At 51.3% G+C, this 25,806-nt stretch carries 26 protein-coding genes; 12 read left to right on the forward strand and 14 right to left on the reverse strand.

Annotated features, from left to right (window positions below; all coding sequences use genetic code 11):
* The first annotated feature begins 66 nt into the window (after positions 1–66).
* Both ACN4EK_RS29280 and moaA read left to right on the forward strand, forming a co-directional pair.
* Positions 67–1,413 (forward strand): cobaltochelatase subunit CobN, encoded by a 1,347-nt coding sequence (locus ACN4EK_RS29280; RefSeq protein WP_431661993.1) that lies wholly within the window; start codon positions 67–69, stop codon positions 1,411–1,413.
* 240 nt (positions 1,414–1,653) lie between these two features.
* Positions 1,654–2,640, forward strand: coding sequence for a GTP 3',8-cyclase MoaA (moaA, locus tag ACN4EK_RS29285; RefSeq protein ID WP_431661969.1), 987 nt, complete (start codon positions 1,654–1,656; stop codon positions 2,638–2,640).
* Positions 2,641–2,706: 66 nt separating this feature from the next.
* Here moaA and ACN4EK_RS29290 read toward each other — a convergent pair whose 3' ends face one another.
* Positions 2,707–4,203, reverse strand: coding sequence for a M16 family metallopeptidase (locus ACN4EK_RS29290; protein WP_431661970.1), 1,497 nt, complete (start codon positions 4,201–4,203; stop codon positions 2,707–2,709).
* A gap of 183 nt (positions 4,204–4,386) precedes the next feature.
* On the opposite strand from ACN4EK_RS29290, the gene ACN4EK_RS29295 reads away from it, so the two are divergent.
* A complete protein-coding gene (locus ACN4EK_RS29295) occupies positions 4,387–5,211 on the forward strand; it encodes a metallophosphoesterase (protein ID WP_431661971.1) in 825 nt (274 codons plus the stop codon).
* A gap of 9 nt (positions 5,212–5,220) precedes the next feature.
* Here ACN4EK_RS29295 and ACN4EK_RS29300 read toward each other — a convergent pair whose 3' ends face one another.
* The 7 genes from ACN4EK_RS29300 to ACN4EK_RS29330 form a co-directional block, all read right to left on the reverse strand.
* Entirely contained in the window at positions 5,221–6,624 is a 1,404-nt protein-coding gene (locus ACN4EK_RS29300) for an AtzE family amidohydrolase (protein ID WP_431661972.1), read from the reverse strand.
* Positions 6,625–6,647: 23 nt separating this feature from the next.
* Entirely contained in the window at positions 6,648–6,836 is a 189-nt protein-coding gene (locus ACN4EK_RS29305) for a DUF4089 domain-containing protein (RefSeq protein WP_431661973.1), read from the reverse strand.
* A 29-nt stretch (positions 6,837–6,865) separates the two neighbouring features.
* Positions 6,866–7,282 (reverse strand): allophanate hydrolase-related protein, encoded by a 417-nt coding sequence (locus ACN4EK_RS29310; protein ID WP_431661974.1) that lies wholly within the window; start codon positions 7,280–7,282, stop codon positions 6,866–6,868.
* 124 nt (positions 7,283–7,406) lie between these two features.
* Entirely contained in the window at positions 7,407–7,856 is a 450-nt protein-coding gene (gene aroQ, locus ACN4EK_RS29315) for a type II 3-dehydroquinate dehydratase (protein ID WP_431661994.1), read from the reverse strand.
* Positions 7,857–7,916: 60 nt separating this feature from the next.
* Positions 7,917–8,054 carry a hypothetical protein gene (locus ACN4EK_RS29320; protein ID WP_431661975.1) on the reverse strand — a complete coding sequence of 46 codons (138 nt, stop codon included), beginning with the start codon at positions 8,052–8,054 and terminating at the stop codon, positions 7,917–7,919.
* A 242-nt stretch (positions 8,055–8,296) separates the two neighbouring features.
* Complete coding sequence (locus ACN4EK_RS29325; protein WP_431661976.1) at positions 8,297–9,580, reverse strand: competence/damage-inducible protein A; 1,284 nt, start codon at positions 9,578–9,580, stop codon at positions 8,297–8,299.
* Positions 9,581–9,604: 24 nt separating this feature from the next.
* Positions 9,605–9,934 (reverse strand): 2TM domain-containing protein, encoded by a 330-nt coding sequence (locus ACN4EK_RS29330; RefSeq protein ID WP_431661977.1) that lies wholly within the window; start codon positions 9,932–9,934, stop codon positions 9,605–9,607.
* A 190-nt stretch (positions 9,935–10,124) separates the two neighbouring features.
* Between ACN4EK_RS29330 and ACN4EK_RS29335 the strand changes: the two genes are divergently transcribed.
* Together ACN4EK_RS29335 and ACN4EK_RS29340 are read left to right on the forward strand one after the other, a co-directional pair.
* Positions 10,125–10,652 (forward strand): hypothetical protein, encoded by a 528-nt coding sequence (locus tag ACN4EK_RS29335; RefSeq protein WP_431661978.1) that lies wholly within the window; start codon positions 10,125–10,127, stop codon positions 10,650–10,652.
* Between the two features lie 251 nt (positions 10,653–10,903).
* Positions 10,904–11,167, forward strand: a complete 264-nt coding sequence (locus ACN4EK_RS29340) for a DUF1816 domain-containing protein (protein ID WP_431661979.1) — start codon at positions 10,904–10,906, stop codon at positions 11,165–11,167.
* 95 nt (positions 11,168–11,262) lie between these two features.
* On the opposite strand, the gene argH is transcribed toward ACN4EK_RS29340, so the two are convergent.
* The 3 genes from argH to ACN4EK_RS29355 all read right to left on the reverse strand — a co-directional run bounded on the left by argH (position 11,263) and on the right by ACN4EK_RS29355 (position 14,664).
* The gene (argH, locus tag ACN4EK_RS29345) at positions 11,263–12,675 is read right to left on the reverse strand and encodes an argininosuccinate lyase (RefSeq protein WP_431661980.1); all 1,413 of its coding nucleotides are present in this window, start codon (positions 12,673–12,675) and stop codon (positions 11,263–11,265) included.
* Between the two features lie 151 nt (positions 12,676–12,826).
* Positions 12,827–13,081, reverse strand: coding sequence for a hypothetical protein (locus ACN4EK_RS29350; protein ID WP_431661981.1), 255 nt, complete (start codon positions 13,079–13,081; stop codon positions 12,827–12,829).
* Between the two features lie 158 nt (positions 13,082–13,239).
* Positions 13,240–14,664 (reverse strand): PP2C family protein-serine/threonine phosphatase, encoded by a 1,425-nt coding sequence (locus tag ACN4EK_RS29355; RefSeq protein ID WP_431661982.1) that lies wholly within the window; start codon positions 14,662–14,664, stop codon positions 13,240–13,242.
* 528 nt (positions 14,665–15,192) lie between these two features.
* Between ACN4EK_RS29355 and ACN4EK_RS29360 the strand changes: the two genes are divergently transcribed.
* The 7 genes from ACN4EK_RS29360 to ACN4EK_RS29390 all read left to right on the forward strand — a co-directional run bounded on the left by ACN4EK_RS29360 (position 15,193) and on the right by ACN4EK_RS29390 (position 22,957).
* Positions 15,193–15,948, forward strand: coding sequence for an HpsJ family protein (locus ACN4EK_RS29360; RefSeq protein WP_431661983.1), 756 nt, complete (start codon positions 15,193–15,195; stop codon positions 15,946–15,948).
* 302 nt (positions 15,949–16,250) lie between these two features.
* Entirely contained in the window at positions 16,251–16,976 is a 726-nt protein-coding gene (locus ACN4EK_RS29365; RefSeq protein WP_431661984.1) for a DUF502 domain-containing protein, read from the forward strand.
* A gap of 129 nt (positions 16,977–17,105) precedes the next feature.
* On the forward strand, positions 17,106–17,741 hold the full coding sequence (nusB, locus tag ACN4EK_RS29370; RefSeq protein ID WP_431661985.1) for a transcription antitermination factor NusB: 636 nt from the start codon (positions 17,106–17,108) through the stop codon (positions 17,739–17,741).
* A 9-nt stretch (positions 17,742–17,750) separates the two neighbouring features.
* The gene (gene ftsY, locus ACN4EK_RS29375) at positions 17,751–19,451 is read left to right on the forward strand and encodes a signal recognition particle-docking protein FtsY (RefSeq protein ID WP_431661986.1); all 1,701 of its coding nucleotides are present in this window, start codon (positions 17,751–17,753) and stop codon (positions 19,449–19,451) included.
* A gap of 104 nt (positions 19,452–19,555) precedes the next feature.
* Positions 19,556–20,278, forward strand: coding sequence for a 6-phosphogluconolactonase (gene pgl, locus ACN4EK_RS29380; RefSeq protein WP_431661987.1), 723 nt, complete (start codon positions 19,556–19,558; stop codon positions 20,276–20,278).
* A 140-nt stretch (positions 20,279–20,418) separates the two neighbouring features.
* Positions 20,419–21,147, forward strand: a complete 729-nt coding sequence (locus ACN4EK_RS29385) for an FHA domain-containing protein (protein WP_431661988.1) — start codon at positions 20,419–20,421, stop codon at positions 21,145–21,147.
* Positions 21,148–21,517: 370 nt separating this feature from the next.
* A complete protein-coding gene (locus tag ACN4EK_RS29390; protein ID WP_431661989.1) occupies positions 21,518–22,957 on the forward strand; it encodes a protein kinase domain-containing protein in 1,440 nt (479 codons plus the stop codon).
* A gap of 57 nt (positions 22,958–23,014) precedes the next feature.
* Here the strand turns inward: ACN4EK_RS29390 and ACN4EK_RS29395 are convergent, their stop codons facing one another.
* The 3 genes from ACN4EK_RS29395 to ACN4EK_RS29405 all read right to left on the reverse strand — a co-directional run bounded on the left by ACN4EK_RS29395 (position 23,015) and on the right by ACN4EK_RS29405 (position 25,597).
* The gene (locus ACN4EK_RS29395; RefSeq protein WP_431661990.1) at positions 23,015–24,301 is read right to left on the reverse strand and encodes an RNA-guided endonuclease InsQ/TnpB family protein; all 1,287 of its coding nucleotides are present in this window, start codon (positions 24,299–24,301) and stop codon (positions 23,015–23,017) included.
* Between the two features lie 130 nt (positions 24,302–24,431).
* Positions 24,432–25,088 carry a phycobilisome degradation protein NblB gene (nblB, locus tag ACN4EK_RS29400; RefSeq protein WP_431661991.1) on the reverse strand — a complete coding sequence of 219 codons (657 nt, stop codon included), beginning with the start codon at positions 25,086–25,088 and terminating at the stop codon, positions 24,432–24,434.
* A 44-nt stretch (positions 25,089–25,132) separates the two neighbouring features.
* Positions 25,133–25,597 (reverse strand): CBS domain-containing protein, encoded by a 465-nt coding sequence (locus ACN4EK_RS29405; RefSeq protein WP_431661992.1) that lies wholly within the window; start codon positions 25,595–25,597, stop codon positions 25,133–25,135.
* Positions 25,598–25,806: the final 209 nt, after the last annotated feature.

The raw sequence follows: 25,806 nt of genomic DNA on the forward strand, positions 1-25,806 counted from the left end.
AGATGTGTATAAGAGACAGCTCCTGATCTCCCCCACCTCCCCCATACCACCTCCGAACTTACCTGGATTCACACCCACCTTCTCCCCGCTCTAAAACAAACCTCAGAGGAAATCACTCACCTGCTACGCGGCTTAGATGGACAGTATGTTCCTGCCGGAGCCGCCGGAGCACCCACGCGCGGTCGTCCGGATGTGTTGCCGACTGGACGCAATTTTTATTCCGTCGATATTCGGGCAATTCCCACCGAAACCGCTTGGGAAATTGGTCGGAAAGCCGCCGAAGCCGTGATCGAACGCTATACCCAGGAACAGGGGGAATATCCTAAAACATTGGGATTATCCATTTGGGGCACGTCTACGATGCGGACGGGGGGCGATGATTTGGCGGAAGCCCTGGCCTTGCTGGGGGTGAAACCCGTTTGGGAAGGGATGGCGCGGCGAGTGATTGATTTCGAGATTTTGCCGCTATCGGTTTTAGGTCGTCCTCGGGTGGATGTCACCCTCCGGATTTCTGGCTTTTTTCGGGATGCCTTTGCCAACTTGATTGATTTATTTGATCAAGCCGTAGCCGCCGTGGCGGCATTAGATGAACCTCCTGAGCAGAATCCCTTAGCGGTGAGGGTGCGACAAGAAACCCAAGCTTGGCAGAGTCAAGGATTATCGCTAGAACAGGCAGAAGTGCGATCGCGCTATCGAATTTTCGGCTCGAAACCAGGGGCGTATGGGGCGGGACTGCAAGGGTTGATTGAAGCTCAGAATTGGACGGACGATCGCGATCTGGCACAAGCCTACATTAACTGGAGTAGTTACGCGTACACCGGACAGGGACAGGGACACTCGGCTCCAGAAGCCTTCGCCCAACGGCTACAACAAATGCAGGTGGTGTTACATAACCAGGACAACCGAGAACATGATTTGCTCGACTCGGATGATTACTATCAGTTTCAGGGTGGGTTAACGGCAGCGGTGCGATCGACCCAGGGGCAAAATCCGGTAATTTACTTTGGTGATCATTCCCGACCGGAGCAACCAAAAGTTCGGCAATTGCGGGAAGAAATTGCGCGGGTGTATCGTTCCCGTGTCGTCAATCCCAAGTGGATCGCTGGTGTGATGCGACATGGCTATAAAGGGGCGTTTGAAATGGCAGCGACGATCGATTACCTGTTTGCCTACGATGCCACCACCCATTGCGTGGAGGATCACATGTATCAAGGCATTGCCGAGGCTTATTTGTTTGATCCAGTAGTGCAGGAGTTTGTGCAGCAAAAAAATCCCTGGGCATTGCGGGATATGGCAGAACGCTTGCTAGAAGCCAGCCAACGGGGACTCTGGCAGCAAGTCTCACCTCAAACATTGGATCAGTTACGGGCACTGGTGCATGAAGCGGAAGGCACGATCGAAGCGATCGGTTAGCAAGGGGATTACTTAGGATCGCAAATTTAATAAGCTGTAATTCCTTGCGTAGGGGCGTGGCATACCCTGCGGGAAGCAGGCTACGGTAAAAAGCCCTTGCCATTGTTCCAGAAATCTCTGCCGAATGCCGCGCCCGTACAGGTAAAAGGTTGCAGTTGCTCAGGTTATTTAGTTCATGATCCTTAGGAAAATTATCCGGCGTTATGGAAGCCACATCAGCAGATCAGTCACAATGAGGGCATGAACCAGGTAGATTATCTTCGGATTAGCCTTATCGATCGCTGCAATTTCCGCTGTCAGTACTGTATGCCGGAAGGGGCGGACATTGACTATGTGTTGCAGCAGGATTTGTTGACGCAGGCGGAATTATTGACGTTATTGCAAGAAGTCTTGATTCCGGTTGGCTTTACTCGCTTTCGGCTGACGGGTGGCGAACCGTTGATTCGTCCTGATGTGGTGGAGATCGTACGATCGATCGCCAATTTCCCCGAAACGCAAGATCTGGCGATGACGACCAATGCCTTTCTGCTGGCAGACCTGGCACAGGACTTGTATGATGCCGGATTGCGCCGAATCAATATCAGTCTGGATTCCCTCAAACCTGAAGTATTTGATCAAATCATTGGGCAACGGGGACGATCGCGCTGGCAGCAAGTTTGGCAGGGGATTCAAGCGGCTTATCGAGTCGGGTTTAATCCGTTAAAGCTGAATGTGGTGGTAATTCCCGGCGTGAACGATCAAGAAGTGTTAGATCTAGCGGCATTAAGCATCGATCGCGAATGGCATGTGCGATTTATTGAATTCATGCCGATCGGCAATGATGATCTGTTCCATACCAAAGGCTGGATTGATTCGGAAGATCTACGGCAACAAATTCGCGCCAAATGGGGGTTAACCGAGTCACAAGTTCGCGGTAATGGACCTGCCGATGTGTTTCAGATTCCTGGTGCCAAAGGCACATTAGGATTCATTAGCCAAATGTCGGAGTGTTTCTGCGATCGCTGTAATCGAATGCGGTTGTCTGCCGATGGTTGGTTACGTCCCTGTTTGTTAAATGAAACTGGACAAATTGATCTGAAAACTCAATTACGAGCAGGGGTTTCCTTACCCGAATTGCGGCTACAAGTGCGAGAGTTACTGATGCTAAAACCAGAGATTAACTACAAAGATCGAATTTCTGGTACAAGCGGCAGCTACTCCAGAACCATGTCCCAGATTGGCGGCTAGGCTAAAGAGAGATCCAGTTCCCCCAGAATTGGGGGCTAGGGGGCTGTTAACCCAAAGATTTGCTGCTTAACTCTGCTGCGGGGCAGGAATTGTCACATCGATCGCGGTAACTTTGCCATTTGGACTAATGCTACTTAACGGGGGTTGAATGGCCTTGGCATTACCCACAACCAGCGTCACAATATTTTCGGGTTTCAAGTATTTGTTGGCGACTCGTTGGACATCCGCGATCGTCGTCGCTTCTACCCCTTGCTGATACTGGAAGAGAAAATCTTTGGGATAGCCGTAGTATTCGTAGGTTAATAGTCTCGATAGTGTTTGTGAAGGCTCCTGAAAATTAAAGATAAAGGAGTTAAGCACTGAATCTTTAGCCACTTTCAACTCCGTGTCGCTGACAGGGGCGGTACGAATTTTAGCTAACTCCAACATCACACTTTTAATGAAGGGAACGGTGGCTTCCGATCGCGTTTGTCCTCCCGCTACAAATAGTCCCGGATAATCATATCGAGGACTCCAAAGCCCATAGACCGAATAGGCTAACCCTTGCCGCGATCGCACTTCGTTAAATAAGCGTCCGCCGAACCCATTTAGCACTTCATTCATCACGGTCAACGCCGGATAGTCGGGACTATTTAACAGTCCGCCCAAGTGCCCCATGCGGATATTGCTTTGGGTTAATTGCGGTTGATCCACTAAAAAGATCCCGCCCTGATTCACCTGAGTAGCGGTAGGAATTGTCAGGTTAGCCGATGGTTTATCGGGTTGCCAATTGCCAAATTTTTGCTCAATGAGTCGCCGCATCGTTTGCGGATTAAAGTCACCCACAATTCCCAGAATCATCCGATCGGGAGAATAATATTGGCGATAAAAGTTGATTAAATCCTCACGGGCGATCGGGTCGATCGTGGCATACTCAGTGATCCGAGCGTAGGGGCTATCCGCGCCATAAATCAACTTCGTGAACTCACGGGAAGTAATACTATTTGGATCATCATTCCGGCGGGCAATTCCACCGCGTACCTGAGTTTTGGCGACCGCTAACTGATCTGCCGCAAAGGCAGGTTTCTGTAAGACTTCTGCAAATAAGCCAAATACAGATTCCAAATCTTCACTCAGGGCACTAAACCCTGCCGAACCTGCGGCTTCCGAAATGCCAGTTTCCACCGAAGCGGCTTTTTGCTCTAGGAGTTGGTTCAGTTGAGCCGCTGGATAGGTTTCCGTACCCCCACTCCGCATCACCGTACCCGTTAGTTCCGCTAACCCCACTCTTTCGGCAGGCTCGAAGCGATCGCCCGTCCGAATTAAGGCAGTTCCACCGACTAAGGGGAACTCATGGTCTTCCATCAGATAAACGACCATGCCATTGGCCAGTTGAAAGCGCGTATAGTCAGGAATGGTAATTTCTGGTAACGGCGGAAACGTTAGCTCCGTGTAGTGCTTGGGTGTGGCGGCGGCGGCTGGTTGGATCAGGGCTAGGAACAACAACAGCACTGGGACAACTAAAAAGCAGAATACAAGGGTAATGATCTTGGTTCGTTGCCCCCGGTTGGTTAGCTTCTGCATGTCCCTGTCCTTAATCCGCCACTTGATGAACTTCTGATCCATCCTAAACCACGATCGCAGATGGTAAATGGTTGTTGACCGCGATCGGCGCTAGTCCGGAACTGGCACATCCGTGTTAAGCAACACTGGAGACAGGAGGTGCGCTTTGTTAGGCTAGAGTCGCTGATTTGGTGGAGCAGGCTAATGCACAGAGTATTGACCGGACGGCTGGCGATCGAAGAACTAACGGTGACGATCGCAGGATTGCCGTCCCGGCTAAAAGGATTGCGTCTGGTGCAAATGTCTGATTTTCACTTTGATGGGGTTCGGCTATCTGAAAACCTGTTATCGCAAGCGATCGCCGCCAGTAATGCCGCTGATCCCGATTTAGTGGTCTTAACAGGCGACTTTATTACTGATGACCCCAGTCCAATTCATGAGTTAGCGCCTTGGCTAAGCAAACTGCAAAGTCGTCATGGGGTCTATGCCGTGTTGGGCAATCACGATAATCTGCGGCGGCGATCGCGTCCCGAAGTTACCCAGGCATTAACTAACTCTGGCATTGAAGTGCTATGGAACCAGATCGCCTATCCATTGGGGGCGGATTTGCCGATGGTTGGCTTTGCCGATTTCTGGTCGTATGAGTTCAAACCAGAACCCCTCATGACTCAGCTTGACCCGATGCAGCCGCGTCTGGTGCTATCCCATAATCCCGATAGTGCCGAATTACTGCGATCGTGGCGGGTAGACTTACAACTGTCTGGGCATACCCACGGGGGACAGGTGATCCTACCAGGACTGGGAAATGTCGCCCCCTATATTCCTCGGCTCTATAATCGATTACCGAAACAGTGGAAACGTCGCCTCCCAGGACTAAAATCCTGCGCTCGCACCATGCGTCACTGGGAATGGGCACAGGGCTTACATCAACTGGGTGACAATCAGCTTTATATCAACCGGGGTTTGGGAACCTATTTACCTGGACGCTTATTTTGTCCCCCAGAAGTTACGGTGATCACGCTGGTCTAACTGATCGAATTAATTGGCTGAGGCGAGGGTTGGGACGGGAGCCGCCACAATGCCCTGGGTTTCCAGGTAAGCCGCCACTCGCAGAACGAGGGCTTCGTGATAAGGCGCGGCAATAATTTGAACGCCGATCGGTAACTGTCCCGGACGCTGGACAGGTATGGCAACGATCGGTAAGCCGATGAATGATAAAGGCTGAGTATACAGCCCAATATTGGGACGGAGCAGAACTTCCTTGCCATCCAGAACCAAAGTCTGTTGTCCGATCAAGGGGGCGGGACAGGGAGCGGCTGGAGCCAGAATAATATCCACGTGCTGAAATAACTCGCGGACACGATCGCGATACCAGGAACGAAACCGTTGAGCTTGTAAGTACCAGGTGGCTGGAATCAAGGCTCCTGCCAGGAAGCGATCGCGGGTGGCAGGATCAAAATCCTGGGGACGCTGCCGTAAATCATCCAGGTGCAAATTACTTCCTTCTGAGGCAGTGATAATAAATGCCGCCGATCGTGCCCGAGCCGCCTCTGGAATGGTCACGGTTTGAGTTGTCTTCAGAGCCGTCGCGATCGTCTCTACCGCCGCTAATACCTCCGGTTCTGCCCCTTGCCGAAAATAATCATCAGCTACCGCAATTCGCAGTCCCTCAATGCCCTTAGTTAATTGAGGTAGGCAAGCCTCTGGTGGACGTTGGGTACACACCGGATCAGCCGGATCATAGCCCTGGAGGGCATCAAATACTAATGCGAGATCTCGTACCGATCGGGTAAAGGGTCCCAAATGATCTAGACTGCCCACAAAGGGATATGTACCCGCCCGTGATAGTCGCCCATAGGTGGGTTTCAGCCCAAAAATGCCACATAGGGCAGCCGGTACGCGGATAGAGCCATTGGTATCTGAGCCTAACGATAGGGGCACTAATCCTGCCGCGACCGCTGTTGCCGAGCCACCGGAGGAACCACCAGTAATCCGGTTTAAATCATGGGGATTGCGACTCACGCCATAGTGACTGTTCTCCGTGACAAACCCATAGGCATACTCGTCCATCACTTGTGCCCCGACCAGAATCGCGCCTGCCTGTTTCAGCCGGGTGACTAAGGTGGCATCCTGGGTGGCGGGAGGACGATCGGCGTTAATTTTAGAACCGGCTAAGGTGGTGATTCCGGCAACATCAAACAAATCTTTGACCCCAAACGGCACTCCCGCTAAAACACCCGGATCCTTGCCTGCCGCGATCGCCTGATCAACCGCCTCTGCCTCTGCCATTGCCTGATCGGCTAGCACACTGGTAAAGCAATTTAGCTGCTGGTTCTGATCCGCAATCCGGGCAAGAGCGGCGGCTACCACAGATTTCGTGGACACTTCGCGATTCCGAACACTCTCAGCAATGCTAGTCACATCGGGATAGGCTTGATTCATAGCTTAGGAGAACTCAATCACAATTACGGTTCAAACACAGGCGCAATTTCAGTCTCTTCGGGCAACGGAAACTCCATGACTTGTTGAGCCACGGCAGCAATGCGATCGAAGTTGGCGATCACACCTGGCAAATGTTCCGGCGGTAGCGGCAACCCGATCATTTGCGCCACTTGCTGGACATAGTTTTCTGCATCTAAGTTGGATTCTGACATCACTCATTCCTTCGGATTCAAACGCCCTTTCAAGCCTTCCCTACCTCCCCCATCTCCCCATCTCCCTTACCCTCTACATAAGCTCGCCACCCTCCCCAGGTGGTAATCTCCCGTTGTCCTGCACACAGGATGGCTTCGCCCAGAACCCCTAGAACTTCTTCTCCATCCGCGAGTCGCACTTTACCTATACACAGTCCTGGGGGTTCCAGTTGCAGCAAAGTGGCGATTCCGGCGGCGGGAACTGCCCAAACTTCCACAGCGATCGCTGCCCCCCCCGAAGTAACCCGGAGCATGGCGGGGTGACGATCGGCGATCGACCATAAGCGATAGGTGGGTTCTGTCCAGGCTTCCCGCACAAAGGTTGCCCCAACCTGCTGCATATTGCCGTTGAGGGCAAGTCCCCGCATTAAAGTGCCATTAACCGCTAAATAGACAGCGTCTTGCATTCAGGATGGTTGATATGGCAGCCCAGCCATATTCAGGTAATTTCACCTGATTGAATCATATTTTGCTGCTATCCAAACTACTTTTAGCTGGACGGTGAGCGGCTGAATGTAGAAATAATTTGGCTTAATCGGTTGCAGCCGCTTGTTTGAGATAATTGACTAAGGCGTGTAGCCCTAAGCGATAACTATCCGCACCAAATCCGCTAATTTGCCCGATCGCGATCGGCGCAATATAGGAATGATGCCGGAACTCTTCGCGGCGATAAATATTACTCAGGTGGACTTCGACGGTAGGCAGCTTGACTCCCGCGATCGCATCTCGAATCGCTACGCTGGTATGGGTATAGGCTCCCGCGTTAATCACTAACCCTTCATACTGACCTGAGGCAGCATGAATCGCGTCTACCAGCTCCCCTTCGTGGTTAGACTGGAAGGCTGAAAGGCTGACTTGTAGCGTTTTGGCTTCTTGTTCGAGCAGACGATTGATATCGTCCAACGTCACAGACCCATAGATCCCGGGCTCACGTTTACCCAAGAGATTCAAATTCGGTCCATGCAATACCAAAACCCGCATCAGCGAAGGTGGGCGAAGTGAGGAATCTTGTAGATGGCTCAAACCACTTCCCCAGAAGAACTACGAACGGCGCTGACGATCGTTAACTGGAATGGGAATTGGCTCTGCCTCTGGCTGCGGCTCTGGACCTAACAGCGCCTCAATCAACTTGCGTGCTAAGTCCTTGAGTTTCTCCAGCACCTTTTCCAGGTAGTCCATTGAACAGAAGCTCCTTAAGTAATAGCCTAGCTGCCAACAGCGTACTGACTGTTATAAGTACGCGATCTCTAAACTAGAGCTTGATGACTTACAGAAATTGTACCCAATTTAGCAGTTGGAGTCACAGCCCCAGGAAGGAAAGAAAACTGAAAAGTTTCATCTAACTGGATAAATTCAGTCTAACGTATTAGTCCGTGGGGAGACAGGAATCGACGGATTTTGCGATCGCGTCAACCGATTGTTTAACGGATGGTTGCGGGCATGATTTCGTCAGCATTAGTTAACAACTGCCGCCGTAGATGATCTAAAGCGGTACAGGCACTGAGGTGACGAATCCAATCCCGTCCACGGGTGGCACCAAACTGATGTTCAAAGCTTTGTACCCCGTTTTTGTCTGCCAAACCGATATAGACTAACCCAACGGGTTTTGCCTCTGTGCCGCCATCGGGTCCGGCAATTCCCGTAATACTGAGTCCCCAATCTGTCCCTAAGCGATCGCGGACTCCGGTTGCCATTTGCTGCGCCACTATAGGACTAACGGCTCCCTCCTGCGCTAAGTTAACTGGATTAACCCCTAATAACCGCTCCTTTACAGAGTTGTCATAGGAGATAATTCCACCCCAAAAATATTGGGAACTCCCAGGAACGGCTGTCAGCATGGCTCCTAAACCGCCGCCCGTACAGGATTCTGCTACTGCCAGAGTTGCCCCTGTGGTTTGGAGCAGATGCCCAACGACGATCGCTAAAGTATCGTCATCACTGCCGTAACAATCCAGACCACCAATGCGCTGAAGTTCTTTGGCGATCGGGTCGATCATCTGTCTGGCAACCACTTCCGAATCTGCCAGAGCCGCAATCCGAAGTTTCACCTCCCCATGATTGGCATAGGGAGCCACCGTGGGATTTTGGGACTCAAACCAATCCCCCACTTTCTCCGCTAACCCAGATTCCGAAATGCCCCAAAACTTCAAGGTGCGACTATAGAGGGTCTTCTGCACCCAGCCTTCAGATTGCAGGTAGGGGACAGCCACCTCTCGCCACATCTGCCGCATTTCCGCCGGGACACCCGGAAAGGTGAGGATAGTAATTTGAGGACGGGGTTGCCAGATGATACCAGGAGCACTGCCCGCCGTGTTCGTTAGGACAGCCGCGCCTTCCGGGAGCAGCGCTTGTTTGCGATTGTTAGGAGTCATGACTCGCCCCCGTTGGGTAAATTTATGGGCGATGTCTGCCAAAATTGCGGGATGTTCGACCAATGGAACGCCGAAGCAGTCTGCCAGGGTGGCGTGAGTTAAATCATCAGGGGTTGGCCCTAGTCCACCTGTGAAGATCAGCAGTTCGGCACGATCGCTGGCGATCGCCACCGCTTGCTTGATGCGATCGGGATTATCGCCGACGACGGTTTGGTAATAATGGGCAATGCCTAGTCGAGCCAGTTCCTGCGCTAAAAATTGAGCATTGCTGTTGAGGATATCTCCTAACAGTAACTCTGTCCCCACACAAAGAATTTCCGCACTTCGAGTCATGATTCGGGTAGCAAGTAACCTGAACTAGCGTTTGGGTGGTTTGGCTAAATGATCTTTGGGTCGAAACCCAGTGCCAGCCGGGGAGGGGGTTGCCGTCGGGTTTTGATATTTAATCACCGCGAAGATAGCAATACCATGCAGCAACAATATCGTTGCCCAAATCCCGGTGATCCAGGGAGTCCAGGTTAGCCCACCGGGAATGCCTTGCTGCACATCCCCTAATTCCCGAAAGAACCAGAGACCGGAATTGACGGCGGCAAATAATGCCACATGGGTAGCAAACGTCATGCGATCGTCTAACCGACGAAAATCAGGGTCCGCACGATCAGGTTTACGAGGCCAACGAGGAGGCATAGAACCAATACTTACCTAAAACATGGTTACACTCTCTACCCTACACCTGTTCTCTGGGAACATTCCGGGTGAGTTGAGCGAACTCCCGAAGAATTCATTAAATTGCTGGGTTTAGCGGATTCTGCCAGCTATCAACTGAGGTTAGAATGCAGACAAGCTTCCCCCATTCCTCACGCTAAGTGGTACCCCAGTGACTATCGCACGACTTTTGCGAAGAACCGCGATCGGCCGTCGCCCAACTTGCCTCGCTATTGTTGTCTTTCCAGATGAAGCGGCGGTGTTTCAAGCCTATCGTCTGCTCCATTACCACGGCATTTCCCCAGAAAACTTAGCGATCGTGGGGCAGGGATATAGCAGCCCAGAACGGGTCGGGTTAATGCAACCGATGCAAATTGCCACCCGTAAGGCTACCACCTTGGGGAGCGTCGGCTGTTTGATTGGGATTTGTGTCAGTATCATCCTGGCATTGTTTGATGAATTGTCTGTTGGGGAACTGACGTTCCTTGCCAGTGTGATCGGTATGGGTGCGATCGTGGGTTGCTTGGTCGGAGCATTCGTTGGGATCGTGAGTGGCTTCCTGGGGGAAGGAACCACCGTCAGTATTTACCGCCATCATTTACGACAGGGGCGCTATCTCCTGATGATGGAAGGCTCGGAAAAACTGGTGCGTTGGGGGCAAGAGGTGTTGAGTTATTACTCGGCTCCCAGTCCGCACTAATAGCCGATCAGTCGAGGTGAAGCATTTAGACGATCGATTGTGCGAGGATTGCCTAGATTTTGAGCCAAATGCTTCGCCCTGACAAAATTTCTGGCAACTCAGGAAAGCCCTTGCTAGCCGACCGGGATCACTGAATCCTCTCTAGGAATGAGTTCTGGCTTTTTGAAATTTGTATGCCCGATTACCGCAACTTCTGTTAAGAATTGCGTAGCATAAGCCAATATCAGGCTAGGACGAATGGGGGCGCTTGTATGAGTATTGGACTCCTGACCGCAGCGAAGGAAGTGGTGACTGGGTTTGTGCAGTCGATCGGTACGAATTGGTGGTTGGAAGTGACGACGAGCGAACCGTATTGTGTTTATTACTTTGGACCATTTGATAAAGCGATCGAAGCTAAGGATGCCGCTTCTGGCTACATTCAGGATTTGCAAACTGAAGGTGCCAGAGGCATCAGTATGGTGATCAAACGCTGCAAACCGACGACCATGACTATCTGTAACGAGTTTGAAGCATAGCGTTCATTTTGCCGCTCAATGAACGGCTGAACTTGCAGGGGTGGTCATTGAATTGCCTTGACGGATCATCGCCATGACCTGGTTTTTGGTTGTGCCTATGCCTGCATCCTGGCTTTTGCGGCTTGGAGGGCTTGCCGGACTTGCTCAAATCCTGTGCCACCATAGCTATTCCGGGCGGCAACCACCTGCTGAGGCGCGATCGCGGCATAAATATCCGCTTCAAACGCCGGATGTAAGGCTTGCCACTCAGCCAATGTTAAGTCCTTCAATAACTTCCCTTGGGTGAGAGAGGCTTTGACCACCTTGCCGACGAGATTATACGCTTCGCGGAAGGGCACCCCTTTGGCAGCGAGATAATCGGCAACATCGGTGGCGTTAGAGAAGTCCTCGTTGACAGCGGCTTGCAACCGGCGGGGGCGAAATTCTAAGCCCTCTTGCAGCAAGATGGTCATGGCTTCCAGGCAAGCTTGTACGGTCAATACGCCATCAAATAAGGCTTCCTTATCCTCTTGCAGGTCTTTGTTATACGCTAAGGGCAGCCCTTTCATCAGCACTAACATGCCCTGTAAGTGCCCAAAGACTCGCCCAGTTTTGCCCCGCACTAGCTCCGGGACATCGGGGTTCTTTTTTTGCGGCATAATGCTGGAGCCAGTGGAACAGCTATCCTTCAGCGTCACAAAGCCAAATTCTTCCGATGCCCAGAGAATCACTTCTTCCGACAAGCGGCTGAGATGCACCATGATCAGGCTGGCGGCACAGAGAAATTCGATCGCAAAGTCACGATCGCTAACACCATCCAGGCTATTGCTATACACGCCGCCAAAGTTCAGCAGTTGAGCCGTATAGTGGCGATCGATCGGAAAGGTAGTGCCTGCTAAAGCTCCCGAGCCTAAGGGAGAAATATTTACCCGTTGATAAATTTCTCCTAATCGTTCCCAGTCGCGCTGGGTCATGTCCACATACGCCAGCAAATGGTGCGCCAGACTTAACGGCTGTGCCCGTTGTAAATGGGTATATCCCGGAATCAGCGTTTCAACATGGTGCTCGGCAAGGGCTAATAGCGCCGCTTGGAATTCGCGGATCTGGACACGGATCTGCTGAATTTGATCCCGCAGGTATAAGCGCGTATCTGTCCCAACCTGGTCATTGCGCGATCGAGCGGTATGCAGCTTTTTCCCAACATCGCCTACTAGCTCGGTTAACCGCCGTTCGACCGCGAAATGGACATCCTCCGCGTCAATGCCGGGAGTAAACTTGCCTGCTCGATATTCCTGCCGAATTTGCTCCAATCCCTGTACCAACTGTTCTCCCTCGGCAGCAGAGATAATGCCCGTGTGAGCCAGCATTTGGGCATGGGCTTGAGAGCCGGTCAGATCATATTCAATCAAGCGAATATCGAAGCCAATACTGGCATTAAATCGGGCGATCGCGGGATGCAGTGCCGATTCAAACCGTTGACTCCAGGTGGATGCTGAATGACTAGAAACAGATTGAAGGTCTTGATTCAAAGGAAAACCTACCTCTGAATGGGTGCAATGGACTATTCAGATTTATCATGCCAAGCGGCAATTAGCAGTTAAAACCGACACGCCTGAGGAATTGGCAGTGCCAACTTTCATCTGACTGAGGCGTGATTCGGCAGATCACCACTGCTGCGGGTTAACCAAAGTTGGTAAAGGCTCGGATCAAGTAACCTGCCACTAAACCAATAAAAAATGCCCAGGCTTGACCTGTTTTAAAGAAATGGTTGATTGCTCGTTGAAAATCCCCAAACGGATCGGTTTCTAAAACTTTGTCACCTAGTTTCAACAAATCAAATGGGAGATGCCAATGGAGCAGTTGCAGGGTATCTGTCCAGTGAGTCATCCCAACTAACCAGGTGGTTATATCGTGCTGTATCACGCTGATGAGCATCACTGTTTCCTCCATAATGAATCTAGGCGGTCATGAATCCAGGCTGTACCGAACTAAAACGCTGTACCAATCACTGATCCAGACTGAGCCAGTCAGAGATTGGGCTTTTTAGCACCTGATAGGTTAGCACAGATTATACGCTTTCTTATTGACACCGCTTATACAGGCTTAATCTGCATCACAATTAGGGTCATATCATCGGCGTTGCGGTTGCCAACCCCAATAAAGGTCTGCACTCGGTCAAATAAATAGTCGAGAATTGCCTGGGGATGGTTAAAGTGTTGCGATGCCCACCGAAAGGCCTGGGTCAAATTTTCTTCATCAAACCGTTCCCCATTTTGGTTAGCGGCATCGGTAAAGCCATCAGTGTAGTAGATCAGGATATCGCCGGGATGCAGTTGAATCTGGGCATCTTGATAGTGGGTATCGGCATCTAACCCAATTAACATACCCAATGTATCCAAGCGCTTAATGGTTTTAGTGGCGGCTTGCCAGAGCAAAGGGGGATTATGAGCCGCATTGCTGTAGGACAGGATACAGGTTTGCGGATCGTATTCAGAATAAAACAGGGTGACAAACCGATTGGAGTTTTCCAGATCGGCATACATGACGCGATTAAGGTGCTGCAAAATTCGGGCAGGGGAGTGGGCGTTCAATACTTCTGCTCGTAACATGCCCCGAGTCATGGTCATAATTAAGCCAGCGGGTACGCCTTTGCCCATGACATCCCCGATCGCCACGCTCCAACGTGCCATTTCGCTGCTGCCGTCTTTTTTATGGCGGATCTGATCATAACTGGCAGGAATAAAGTCATAATAATCTCCCCCGACTCGGCTAGCCGTTTGACAACGAGCCGCCAGTTCAACCCCATGAATGGCAGGGCATTGACGGGGCAATAGCCGCAACTGAATTTCTGCGCCGATTTCCAGTTCCCGATCGAGCCGCTCTTTCTTGCGTAACTCAACCGTGAGTTCATCGTTTTCGATCGCGACTGCTGTTTGGTCGGCAACTAACCGCACCAGCTTTTGGCGGGTTTCTGTCCAGGTGTACTGGGGATCACGACTAAACACATAGAGCCTGCCCCGTTCCACATTTTTTACCAGAATGGCAGTACCGAATAGTCGAATATCGGCTCCCAGAAAATGACCGACCTGATGATCCAGAGCGGCGATCGCAGGGGGTGGCAATATGACGGAACTACCGGAATCTCCCGCAAATTTAGCTGTAATTTGGCGAGTGGCAAGCTCGATCGCCTTCCGCACATCCTGGCTCCGTAAGCCATCCTGGCAATGCAATCGCTCTAACCGCACCTGCCCATTCGGTTTAAACAGCAATAACGCGCCACCGTCACAATCTGTAACACGGCTCGCCATTAATGGAATTAATTCCAGAAATTGATTGAGATTATTAAAGCTACGTAAGGCAAACCCTAATGAACTCAATAAATCTTGAATTTTGTGCTGTTCCCGGTTTAGCCGTGCCACTAACTCCTTCAAAGCAAAGACTGGGGTGACTTCTGAGGAAGCACCACCAGCACGGTCGGGGGGTTGAGATGGCTGTCGAGGGAGGGGCACAGCAGTCATTGGATCAAAGTGGGGAAATCATCGCTATATGGAAAAAGCATTGCACCACATCATCCTACTGGGCAGTGGTCTAACCGTTGCTGGGTAGGTGCCGAGAGATGATCACAGCCTGCTCACGGATCGCTTGCCTTCGCCAAAACGCAGGTAAGGATACCCCGAATCGCGATCGACAACGTAGAAAATTTTGCCCAAGATCTTAGCGAATACTGTCGCATCAACAGTATTAAGTTCTACCAATTTATTCAAGATACATAGCTTCATCTCTGGTGACGAATGCTCAACCTCAGTTCAAACTGTAGTCAAACGATTAGGTGATATCTTAGTGTGTTCACTCCAGGGTTGAAACTTTAGTTGGAAAGAATCCCTCATGACAATCGATCTTTGCTTTCCAGTTTTTGGTGATGCTGGTGTAGATGCCCCATCGTGGCTACTATAGAAATCTTGTAGCGCCAGACCTATTTTATTCTTATCAAGATAAAAAACGGGGCGGTAAGCCTACAGCATCGCCGAATGAATTAACCCCAATCTATGACGAAACCATCCTATTTCGATCCCTGGACAGCCTTAGTATTAAAGCTTGCTGGAATTGTTTTAATTCTGGGTTCTTTAATTGATTACATTATTTTGCTCTCAACTGCCAATTTTGGCGATTCTCAGTGGGTGGTCAGTTTTACGACTCAAATGGTCGATCGCGGCTTTATTCCCTTAGTCGGGCTGGCATTATTGTTTCTGGGACAATTTCTAGACAGCCGGGGTGAAGCGGCGGACTCCCTATCCCAAACCTCCCAGGGCTTACGAATTGCGGCGCTGTTAATTGCAACAGTGTTGGGGGTATCGTTTCTGATGATTGCTCCCTGGGGTTGGAGTGCAACCGGACAAGCCGCCGATGCCCAGGTGAAGCAGGCGGAGGGGCGGCTGGCAGAGATCAAAGAGCAGTTAAGTCAACAGGTACAACCTCAACTAGAGGCACAAATCAGTGCCTTACAGGAAGCTACAAAAACCGGGCAATTCCAGGGGCGTTCCCTCAGTGACGCGGAACTGGCTCAGGCAAAACAACAACTGACAGAACTGCAAAAGCTGAAAACCGATCCTAAAGCCCTGGAGGCGAAACTGGCTCCCCAGCTTGAGCGTGAGTTAAAGCCCCGGCGGGAGGAATTAGAGCAGGCCAAGACGCAGGCGCAGTGGAATGCTCGACGGGCAGCGGCGCGTACCGCCCTGAATAGTGTGCTGCTGGCGATCGGCTATACCCTGGTGGGCTGGACGGGGTTACGCCAAGTGCGATAACGACCATCGCCTGACCTGAACCTGACTTGCATCTGTGAGGTGGAATTCCGCCCATCTCACAGGTTTGGCTTGATCGTCCGTATCTCAATCCTGACGATCGGTAAACTCCAATACATATTTTTGGAGAGAAGGGGCGATCGAGTGCGATGATCATTAAGATAAAAAGGAAGGACTTGAAGAAAGCCTGAGATATTTGCAACAATTAGTTACAGAACTGATTTACAAGTCTTAAACTATAGCTGGCTTTCATCAGCTTTTTTAATCTGGTTTCGCTGCCATTTGTTAAGGAGATTAGGCTGCCTGTGCTCCAACGCTTCAAGCAAGATCTGAAGAATGACCTGATTGCTGGTCTGTTGGTGGTAATTCCTCTGGCAACCACAATCTGGCTCACCCTGACGATCGCAACCTGGGTGATTAACTTCTTAACGCGCATCCCCAAGCAAGTCAATCCGTTTGATGGATTACATCCGATTTTGGTGAACCTGCTGGATTTTCTCGTGGGGTTGGCAGTGCCGCTCTCGTGCATTCTGATCATTGGGCTGATGGCGCGGAATATTGCCGGACGCTGGTTGCTGGATGTGGGAGAACGGATTCTCCAGGCAATTCCGTTAGCCGGTGCAGTTTACAAAACGTTGAAGCAACTCTTAGAAACTCTGCTGAAAGATTCGAGCGGTAAGTTTCGCCGGGTTGTCTTAGTGGAGTATCCTCGGCGGGGAATTTGGTCGTTGGGGTTTGTGACTGGGGTGATTAGTGGTGAGTTTCAGTCGCACTTCCCAGGACCAATGTTGAGTGTATTTATTCCTACAACGCCTAACCCAACTACAGGCTGGTATGCTGTGGTGGCAGAGGATGAAGTCATCACACTATCCATGCCGATCGAAGATGCTTTTAAAGTGATTATTTCCGGTGGCATTGTTAGTCCGGATTCTGTCATGCTGGCGGCATCTCTGCCTCAAGCGAACCGTAAACGGGTACTCGATCCCTTCGCGGAGCAGAGCCGACAGGCGATCGCGGTGGAAGAAGAATAAGGTGACATGCCAAATTTGGGGTTTCGGCTTCAGAATGGCTGCATAAAATAGATTGCCATGCTGGCAATGTTGTGTGTGAACTGTTGATTGTTTTTCACTGCTGTTCAGGAGTTATACAAGTCTGCCATTATGCAAGCCCGTCGAATTGCCCGTGAACTGGCACTGTTAAGTATTAGTCAATTACCGGCTACCTCAGAGCGGTTAGAAGCTCAAGCATTAAACAATGTCCTGGTAGCCGCGATTCGGACGTTGACCAGCGAAGCTCAGGATGCGCTAGAAACCGCCGCCGCCGAACTCCAACAAAGTAGCACTCGTCTCCTGAATAGTGAAACGCGCACAACGGATGTTCAAAGTGCCAGAGCGATGGTGAATGAGGCGATCGAACTGACCCAGACCGCGATTAATCGGTTAGGGATGGCGATCGAGGTACCGGAGATCATTCAACTCTCGAATCAGCAGGAAGTGCGTTCCTACGCCTTAGAAATTATGGGTAAGCTGCGGGAATATCAGGAGCAGATTGATCACCTGCTAACCCAGTCCTTAGTGGATTGGCAACTCTCCCGCTTGGCGTTTATCGATCGCGATATTCTACGAATTGCGGTGACGGAAATACAGTATTTAGGAGTGCCCGATCGGGTCGCGGTCAACGAAGCGGTAGAACTGGCGAAGCGCTATAGCGGCGAAGATGGACATCGCTTTATTAATGGAGTGCTCCGTCGGGTCACGGATCAGATTAAGGCAGAATCGAGAGCGCTGGGTGAGTAGGGGGTAGGTATGACATTTGATTGGTTTCGTCGTCGATTTGATCAAGAATCTGAGGCTGAGCCGTCTCAGGTAGATGCAGCGACTCCGTCTGAATCGGCTACGGCAGAACCCGCGACCGATGCAGCGGCAACTGATGAAGTGGCGGAAGATTATCTGAATTGGGCAAAGGTCGCCTACGAAAATATCCGCAAGCGTCAGGCTGAAGCGACTCCAACCACTGCCGCCCCGGCGGAACCTGCTCCTCCGGCTGGATCAGTGCCAGAACCCGTGGAGGGGGAATCGATCGAGGGAGCATCCGCTCCAGAACCACCTGAAATTCAGCCACCATCTGTACCAGAATCGCCTGATCTGGAACCAACTCCAGAGAATGTTGAGGCAACCTCCGGTGCTCAACCGCCTCTAGAGTCAGTCAGTCAAACCTCCCCTGAAGCGGAGCCTGTGGCTGAGGAGACGGTGATGGCTGAAGCGATCGCCCCTGCTCCCGTTGCCGCAGAAGCGGTAGAACCTGCTCCAACCCGTGAATCTGCGACTGAGGTTGAGCTAGAATCTGCGGCGGTGCCCTTTTGGTTACAGGCAGAGGCCGATCGACAGGCTCGATTAGAGCAATTGCGGGAAACGGCGATCGTCGAGCCAGAACCAGAACCCCAGCCCACGGCAAAGACGGCTACTCCTGAAATTGCCCTGCCACCGGACTTAGTGTTAGACGAAGGATTTCTCTGGTCTGCCGAAATTCTTGCCTCTCAAGGTCGTCGTCCTGACCAAATCTCCCTAGAAGAAATTACCTGGCTGAAACGATTACGCCAGGGATTAGATAAAACCCGCCGGGGACTGATTAATCAACTGAAGGCGATCGTCGGTCAGGGGCCGCTGAATCAGGATGCGGTACTGGAAATTGAAGCCGCGTTGCTCCAGGCGGATGTGGGTGTAGAAGCCACGGATGCCATTATTGAAGCGTTGCAGCAGAAACTTCGGGATGAGGTGTTGCCCCCGGATGCGGCGATCTCTTATCTGAAACAGATTTTGCGCGATATGCTCGATCGCTCCGTTGGCACTGAAGATATGGCGAGTCTATTCTTCGCTCCCGAACAGGGTCGGTTGAATATCTGGTTAATGACGGGCGTGAATGGGGCAGGTAAAACGACGACGATCGGCAAGCTGGCTCATATTGCCCAGAAATCGGGTTACAAGTGTTTAATTGGGGCGGCAGATACCTTCCGGGCGGCGGCCGTGGAACAGGTAAAGGTTTGGGGGCAGCGGAGTGAGGTTGAGGTGATCTCTAACCCCGGCAAGAACACCGATCCAGCCGCCGTGGTGTTTGATGCGATTACCGCCGCCCAGGCTCGGGGGACAGAACTGCTGCTGATTGATACGGCGGGACGCTTGCAGAACAAAAAGAACTTGATGGACGAGTTAAGCAAAGTCCGGCGGATCATCGATAAGAAAGCCCCGGATGCGATCGTCGAATCCCTGCTGGTACTGGATGCCACCTTGGGACAGAACGGCTTACGGCAGGCAGAGGTGTTCTCGGAAGCGGCAAAACTGAGTGGCGTGGTGCTGACTAAGCTGGATGGCACAGCCAAAGGAGGAATTGCCCTGGCGGTCGTGAAGCAACTGGGCTTACCAATTCGCTTCATTGGTGCTGGGGAGGGCATTGAGGATCTGCGACCATTCTCTAGCTATGAGTTTGTGGAAGCGTTATTAGACGGTTAGCGATCGCGCTTGCCAACTTTTATTAATTTTTGCCACCGAATTTAGGGCGATTCATCGGTTCCGCCTTATTGTGGCGATGTTTGTTATGCAACCCGAAAGCTGGAATGAACAGAATCGTTGAAGTGTTGCCAGATCAAGCGGCATTAGTGGCACGATCGCTGCAACTGGTGCTGGAAACCATTCAGGAGGCGATCGCCCAACGCGGTCAATGTACGATCGCGTTAGCGGGAGGCAGCACCCCTAAACCGTTGTATGAACAACTGGCGCAACAGGATTTGCCCTGGCGGAATATTCATGTGTTCTGGGGGGATGAACGCTATGTGCCTGCCGATCATCCCGATAGCAATCAAGCGATGGCCCGGCAAGCCTGGTTGAACCATGTCAAAATCCCGAGTTTCAATATCCATCCCATGCCGACGGCTGCCGATGAGCCAGCGATCGCCGCGAACCAATATGAAGCGGAATTAGAAGAATTTTTCCAGGTGCATCCCGGCGAATTTCCTGCCTTTGATTTGATTCTGTTGGGCATGGGCGATGACGGGCATACCGCGTCGTTGTTTCCCCATACCGAGGCACTCACGGTTACCGATCGCCTGATTACGGTCGGGCAAAAGGATGGGCAACCGCGCATTACCTTTACGGCTCCCTTAATTAACCACGCGAACCGGGTGATCTTTATGGTAGCTGGAGCCAGTAAACGCCCTGCCCTGCAAGCGGTGTTTGCGGCGGAGGGGGATGACTCCCTCTATCCCTCTCGGTTAATTCAGCCTCAGGGCACACTCTGGTGGTTACTGGAGCAAGCGGCGGGTCAAGACCTGGTGGCTTAACGGTGAGTCACAGCAAAAACTGCGGCGATCGACGACGAAAGCGGTCAGAATGGTGGTAGTAGGCAGGGGATATGGCGGATGCCCGATCCTGACCGTTTGGGGTCTACTTTTCTATGATGTGCTTAGGTCAAGAAACTCCCATGATTGTCTGCCCAAATTGCAATCATCAAAATCCTGACGGTGCGGTGCAGTGTGAGGCCTGTTATACCCCGCTCCCGGCGATGACGGCTTGTCCCAATTGTGGAGCGGCTGTCCAGACAGATGCTAGTTTTTGTGGACAGTGTGGCTTTAACCTCAAGTCCGTTGCGGCTGAACTGGAGCAACCACTGGTGGCTAGTAATGTGTCTGCTCTGCCCGATTTAGCGGTGCCAGATTTGGAACTGCCTCCCGATGCTCTTATCCCGCCCCCAGTGGCAGTGCCCGATCCCGTTCCGGCAGCGGCATCCCTAGCGGCTCTAGTGCCTCCTACTGCCCAACCAGAAGCGGCGGGAGAGGTCACCCCTCCGATCCCCCTGGAATCTTCCCATACCCAAATTCAAGCTCAGGTTGCCCGGTTGTTACATGTGCAAACGAATACGGTGCTAGAAGTGCCCACGAGTCTGACGGTGATTCACATTGGCAAGCCGAACGATCGCATTCCACCGGATATTGACGTATCGGGATTTCCCAACTCCGAGATTGTCTCCCGCATCCATGCCGATATTCGCGTGGAGGGGGATGCCTACTTCATTGAGGATGTTGGTAGTTCTAACGGTACCTACATTAATAATCTGCCGCTATCGATGGGCAATCGCCATCGGCTGCGATCGGGCGATCGCATTGCCTTAGGTAAAGGGGATAAGGTGACGTTTTTGTTCCAAATGTCTTAAGTCAGTCAATTTGCGCTAGGTTGGAGCGAGGAAGTTCTTGAATTTGGCTTGGTCAAGAGAACTTGCGCTCCGAGCCGCGTCCCTGCTAACCCTGGATAGACTTGTAGACATGGAATTGCGACCAAATTTTGGTCTGTGCTTGAACCAAGCTGGCGCGATCGGCTAGAGTCTATGGGTTATAGCCTCCCGTTTAATCAAGTAACAGTTTACTACCCTGGGTTGTGCTGGTTGGTGTCCAACCTCGGAAACTTGAAGCGATGCAACAAGTTTTTGAACGCAACATTAGCCAAAGCAACGTAGGATAGAATCAAGTTTTTGGACGATAGCCGTTTACCTTACGGGCTACGACTTCAGCCTCTACGCTGCCAGTGTGATTACTCTGACCCTGCTGCATCCAATTCAGTCCATTCCGGTTCAAAGCTGGAGCTTTGAGCATGAAACAGTTATTCGGATTGGTCGCTCGACCGACAACCATGTGATTTTATATAGTGCGGTTGTCTCGCGCCACCATGTTGAGTTACGCCAGTCAGATTCTGGTTGGGAAATTGTGAATCTGGGAGCCAATGGCACCTATCTAGACGGCAAACGGATTACTCAAGTCCCGGTTGAAGATGGGGTGATCATTCGTCTAGCCCGATCGGGCCCCAATGTGCAAATTCATATTGGGGCAGATGCCGTCAGTGCCTCGCGCAACTTTGCTGGCGAAAAAACATTAGCCCAACGGGTGGTTCAGAATACCGCGAGTCCTCCGGCAGCCGAAGCCTCTGATCAGGCTGAACCAGATCGATCGCCGACGAATGCGCCCGCTGCTCTGCCCAGTGACACGCCTCGTACCGATATAGATTGTAGTGAGTCGCCGCCGCCGGTTGCCCATGCTCACCCGCATCTGAGTACCTTCAATGAAGAGGATCACGTAGTTCCAGCCGCAGCAGTTGCGTTGGCTGATTTGCCCTTAAATGCCTGTTGCCAACGCTATGTCGAGCGTGATTTGCTGTTTTGCCCCGAATGTGGTCAACCCTTGCGGGTGCAGTTTATGGTAGGTAACTACTTGGTGCTCAAGCTGCTCCAGCAGGATGCCTTTTACTGCAACTATTTAGGCTGGCGGGAGGGACGCAATTTTACGCTGCGCACACTGAAGCCAGAATGGAGCCGCTATCCGGAAGCAGAGGAGTTGTTTGAACAGGAAGCCAAGCATCTGTTGCAATTGCACCATCCCGGATTGCCCCGGTTTATTGAAACGGTGATGAGCGGCGAGCAATCCTATTTGATTATGGAGGCGGTGTTTGGGCAAAGCCTTCAGCAGTTAGTAGACACGAAGGGGGCGATCGCACAATCCCAAGCGATCGCCTGGATGCTGCAAGTGTGTGAGGTGCTGAATTATTTGCATCACCAATCTCCCCCTGTCTTACATCACGCTATTCATCCTGACATACTGATTCGGCGTATCTTAACCACCAGTCAGGAGCTAGTCTTAACTGGGTTTGCAGCCTGTAAAGTGTTGTCATCTCAGCCTTCCTCCCCTTCGGGCTATAGTGCTCCCGAGCAGCAACAGGGCGTGGCGGCTAGCACAGCATCTGATTTGTATGCTTTGGGCACTACCCTGGTCTATCTCCTGACTGGTAAGCCCCCCAGTACGTTTTATGCCCAACGAGAACAGGGATTTCGCTTTTATCCAGAGTATGCACCGGGGTTGACTCCCGATCTGGTCACGATTACCCGTAAATTGACGAATCCTAATCCTGCCGATCGCTATACTACGGCGGCAGAAGTGGCAAAAGCCCTCCAGCAGGTAATTCTAGCCGAAGCTTAAAGCTAAGATTCTAGTAACGGGCGAACGGCTGTCCGCCCAGAAGCGCTTTTGACATACTCACCGTCCTGAAGGAGCGGTGATTCTTGACGGCTCAACGCAACTAGCCTGCGAAGAGGTCTTACGGTCGCTCCCCGTCCATTTAGAGTCGTGGCAACGCCCTATCCCGACTTTTTCTATATTTCTAGCCGCATTCTCGTCTCTGTCGTGGGATGTTCCACAGTTGATACAGAGAACAGAACGAACGGACAAATCGATTTTGCCCCACTTAAAACCGCACTCTGAGCAGATTTGGCTTGTGGGTTGCCATCGGTTGATGGCAACGAATTCACGGTCTAGTTTTTGGGATTTGCCCTCAACCAGAACCCTGAACTCTCTCCAACCTTGCAAGCTGATAGCTCTAGAGAGTTTGCGGTTTTTGACCATTCCAGAAACGTTTAAGTCTTCCAGCGCAATCACTTGGTTTTCGTTGACCACGCGAGTCGACAGCTTGTGCAAGAAATCCTTGCGAGTATCTGAAATCTGATTGTGCAACTTGGCAATTTGCAGCCTTGTTTTCTCGCGGCGTTTACTCCCTTTGACTTGACGGGCAAATTTGCGCTGCTTGCGCCTGATTCGCTTGTCTAGCTTGGAATAACTAGGACTGCACACCTTCTCACCTGTACTCAAAGCCGCAAATACTTTGATTCCCAAATCAATTCCGATAGAGGGATTAATCGCAGGTTGAATAACCGGATCAATCTCAACCACAAAGCTGAGAAAGTACCGATTTGCAGCGTCCTTAATCACCGTGACTGAACTTGGTTCACAGGGCAACTCTCTTGACCAAATCGGTTTTACGTTGCCAATTTTCGCAAGATAGACCTCCTCACCTTTGATTGAAAATCCACCAATTCTGAACCGCGCTGATTGCCTCCCCGTTTTCTTTTTGAACCGTGGAGAGCCTACTTTTTTACCCTTTCGCTTGCCGTTGAGTGAATCGAAAAAGTTTTTGTAGGCGACTCCCAAATCAGCAACGGACTGCTGTAACGGAATGTTAGAAACAGCAGACAGCCATTCCCGTTCAGTCGTTTTCTTTGCCTGAGTAATCACCCACTTTTGCAAGTCGCTATTCTTTGGCAATGAATCAGACTGTTTGGAGATCGCCAGGGCATCATTCCAAACTACCCGAACACAACCAAACAACTGAGCTAGGCTCTGTCGCTGTTGGTCGGTCGGATAGAAACGATATTGATACCTTGCTTTCATGCTAATATTGTACAGCATAAAACCGGATACCAGCATGAAGAAACGATTAGACTTCAGGATCGAAGAATATGAATTTGAGATTTTAGAGGAATATTGCACTGCTGTTGGTAGAACCAAGACAGACGTATTGAGAGAACTGATTAGAAGCCTGAAGTCTAAGAAAAAGCCGTCCTAGAAGGACGGGGCTTGTATCCCATTTCTTCGGTCATGGACTGGTTTTAGAGCCAATTTAGCCCAGGGCTGATTGGGCTTCTCGCGCAATTTGGTCGTTGCGATCGTTCGCTAAGGTTTCCAGGGCGGATCGGGACTCTGGAGTGGTAAAGCGGCTCAGTGCCTGGGCGACTCGATAGCGGATTTGCCAGTCTGGAGTATTCACCAGGGGAACGAGCAACCCGACGGCGCGATCGTCTCCCAGTTCGCCCAACGACCCGATCGCTACCATTTGCACCAGTTCGTTATCAGATTGCAAGGCTTCTTCCAGCAAGGTAAAGGCCCGGTAATCCCCCAGTTCTCCTAATGCCGCGATGATACTGAATTTGACAATCCATTCATTGCTGCGGTGGTAAAGTTGCTGCAAGTCGTCATACGCCTCTGTGAGTTTTAAAGCACCGATCGAATCGGCGGCGGCAGCCTGCACATCGGGTTCACTATCCTGCAATCCGGCTCGCAACAGTTCCATAGTGATCGCTGGATCCTGGTGTCCTAAACTGGCCAGTTGACTCATCCCGGAATAGCGGACTCGGGGATTGCGATCGTGGATGACTGTTTGAATTAACTCGAAGCCAATTTTGGGGTCTAATTCACGAATTTGGTTCACTGCTCGTAGGCGATCGCCAAGCTCCGGCGACTCCAGCAGCGTTCTAACTGATTCAGGAGTAATGCTCATGCTAAAGACTATTCAGTAAGTAGTTAAAGTGCTCAGTTCTGACTCTACCCTTGTTCTGCTGCCATTTCACGAATAATATCGCCTCGGGTCAAGATGCCAACCACTCGGGCGGCATCATCAACGACTGGTAAACGATGGACATTGTGGTCATGCATGGTTCGAGCCGCTTCTGCCAGGGATTTGTCGGGGGTAATCGTCACCACGTTGGCAGTCATTACCTCGCCCACCGTTTGACCCAATACTTTATGAAGTTCCCGTTCATAGCGTCCTGGGTTCTCCAAATAGATCACGCTATCGAGCAGCATGATGTAAGCCGGGGGAGTAACGCCAGATTCCTTCCACATCAAATCAGTTTCCGAAACAACTCCCACCAGCTTGCCGGAGTCATCAATCACTGGCAGACCACTGATATGCCGTTCAGCCAAAATTTTGATCACTTCATTCAACTGAGTTTCTGGACGCGTCGTAATCAGGTCGCGGCTCATGACATCAGCAACAGTTTTGACCATGCTCGATCGATATCCTATAAGTATCTGTTTGACTTCATTGTAAGAAAAAGCGGCAGCCAACCCGAACGCATTCACGCGATGTAACAGTAAGTGAACCAGGGTGAAGCCGTGAACAGTCATGATTCCATGAGCCCCCTGTCCCCCACTCCCTTATCTCCCTCATCTCCCCACTCCCTCATCTCCCCACTCCCTCATCTCCCCACTCCCTC

Origin of the sequence: Pantanalinema rosaneae CENA516 (assembly GCF_050753385.1) — a bacterium.
Taxonomy (GTDB): Bacteria; Cyanobacteriota; Cyanobacteriia; order Leptolyngbyales; family Leptolyngbyaceae; genus Pantanalinema; species Pantanalinema rosaneae.

Bases quoted from the DNA above. Each gene is read 5' to 3' on its own strand.
- moaA (WP_431661969.1), top strand. From the start codon at position 1,654: ATGAACCAGGTAGATTATCTTCGGATTAGCCTTATCGATCGCTGCAAT.
- ACN4EK_RS29290 (WP_431661970.1), bottom strand. From the start codon at position 4,203: ATGCAGAAGCTAACCAACCGGGGGCAACGAACCAAGATCATTACCCTT.
- ACN4EK_RS29295 (WP_431661971.1), top strand. From the start codon at position 4,387: ATGCACAGAGTATTGACCGGACGGCTGGCGATCGAAGAACTAACGGTG.
- ACN4EK_RS29300 (WP_431661972.1), bottom strand. From the start codon at position 6,624: ATGAATCAAGCCTATCCCGATGTGACTAGCATTGCTGAGAGTGTTCGG.
- ACN4EK_RS29305 (WP_431661973.1), bottom strand. From the start codon at position 6,836: ATGTCAGAATCCAACTTAGATGCAGAAAACTATGTCCAGCAAGTGGCG.
- ACN4EK_RS29310 (WP_431661974.1), bottom strand. From the start codon at position 7,282: ATGCAAGACGCTGTCTATTTAGCGGTTAATGGCACTTTAATGCGGGGA.
- aroQ (WP_431661994.1), bottom strand. From the start codon at position 7,856: ATGCGGGTTTTGGTATTGCATGGACCGAATTTGAATCTCTTGGGTAAA.
- ACN4EK_RS29320 (WP_431661975.1), bottom strand. From the start codon at position 8,054: ATGGACTACCTGGAAAAGGTGCTGGAGAAACTCAAGGACTTAGCACGC.
- ACN4EK_RS29325 (WP_431661976.1), bottom strand. From the start codon at position 9,580: ATGACTCGAAGTGCGGAAATTCTTTGTGTGGGGACAGAGTTACTGTTA.
- ACN4EK_RS29330 (WP_431661977.1), bottom strand. From the start codon at position 9,934: ATGCCTCCTCGTTGGCCTCGTAAACCTGATCGTGCGGACCCTGATTTT.
- ACN4EK_RS29340 (WP_431661979.1), top strand. From the start codon at position 10,904: ATGAGTATTGGACTCCTGACCGCAGCGAAGGAAGTGGTGACTGGGTTT.
- ACN4EK_RS29350 (WP_431661981.1), bottom strand. From the start codon at position 13,081: ATGCTCATCAGCGTGATACAGCACGATATAACCACCTGGTTAGTTGGG.
- ACN4EK_RS29355 (WP_431661982.1), bottom strand. From the start codon at position 14,664: ATGACTGCTGTGCCCCTCCCTCGACAGCCATCTCAACCCCCCGACCGT.
- ACN4EK_RS29360 (WP_431661983.1), top strand. From the start codon at position 15,193: ATGACGAAACCATCCTATTTCGATCCCTGGACAGCCTTAGTATTAAAG.
- nusB (WP_431661985.1), top strand. From the start codon at position 17,106: ATGCAAGCCCGTCGAATTGCCCGTGAACTGGCACTGTTAAGTATTAGT.
- ftsY (WP_431661986.1), top strand. From the start codon at position 17,751: ATGACATTTGATTGGTTTCGTCGTCGATTTGATCAAGAATCTGAGGCT.
- pgl (WP_431661987.1), top strand. From the start codon at position 19,556: ATGAACAGAATCGTTGAAGTGTTGCCAGATCAAGCGGCATTAGTGGCA.
- ACN4EK_RS29385 (WP_431661988.1), top strand. From the start codon at position 20,419: ATGATTGTCTGCCCAAATTGCAATCATCAAAATCCTGACGGTGCGGTG.
- nblB (WP_431661991.1), bottom strand. From the start codon at position 25,088: ATGAGCATTACTCCTGAATCAGTTAGAACGCTGCTGGAGTCGCCGGAG.
- ACN4EK_RS29405 (WP_431661992.1), bottom strand. From the start codon at position 25,597: ATGGTCAAAACTGTTGCTGATGTCATGAGCCGCGACCTGATTACGACG.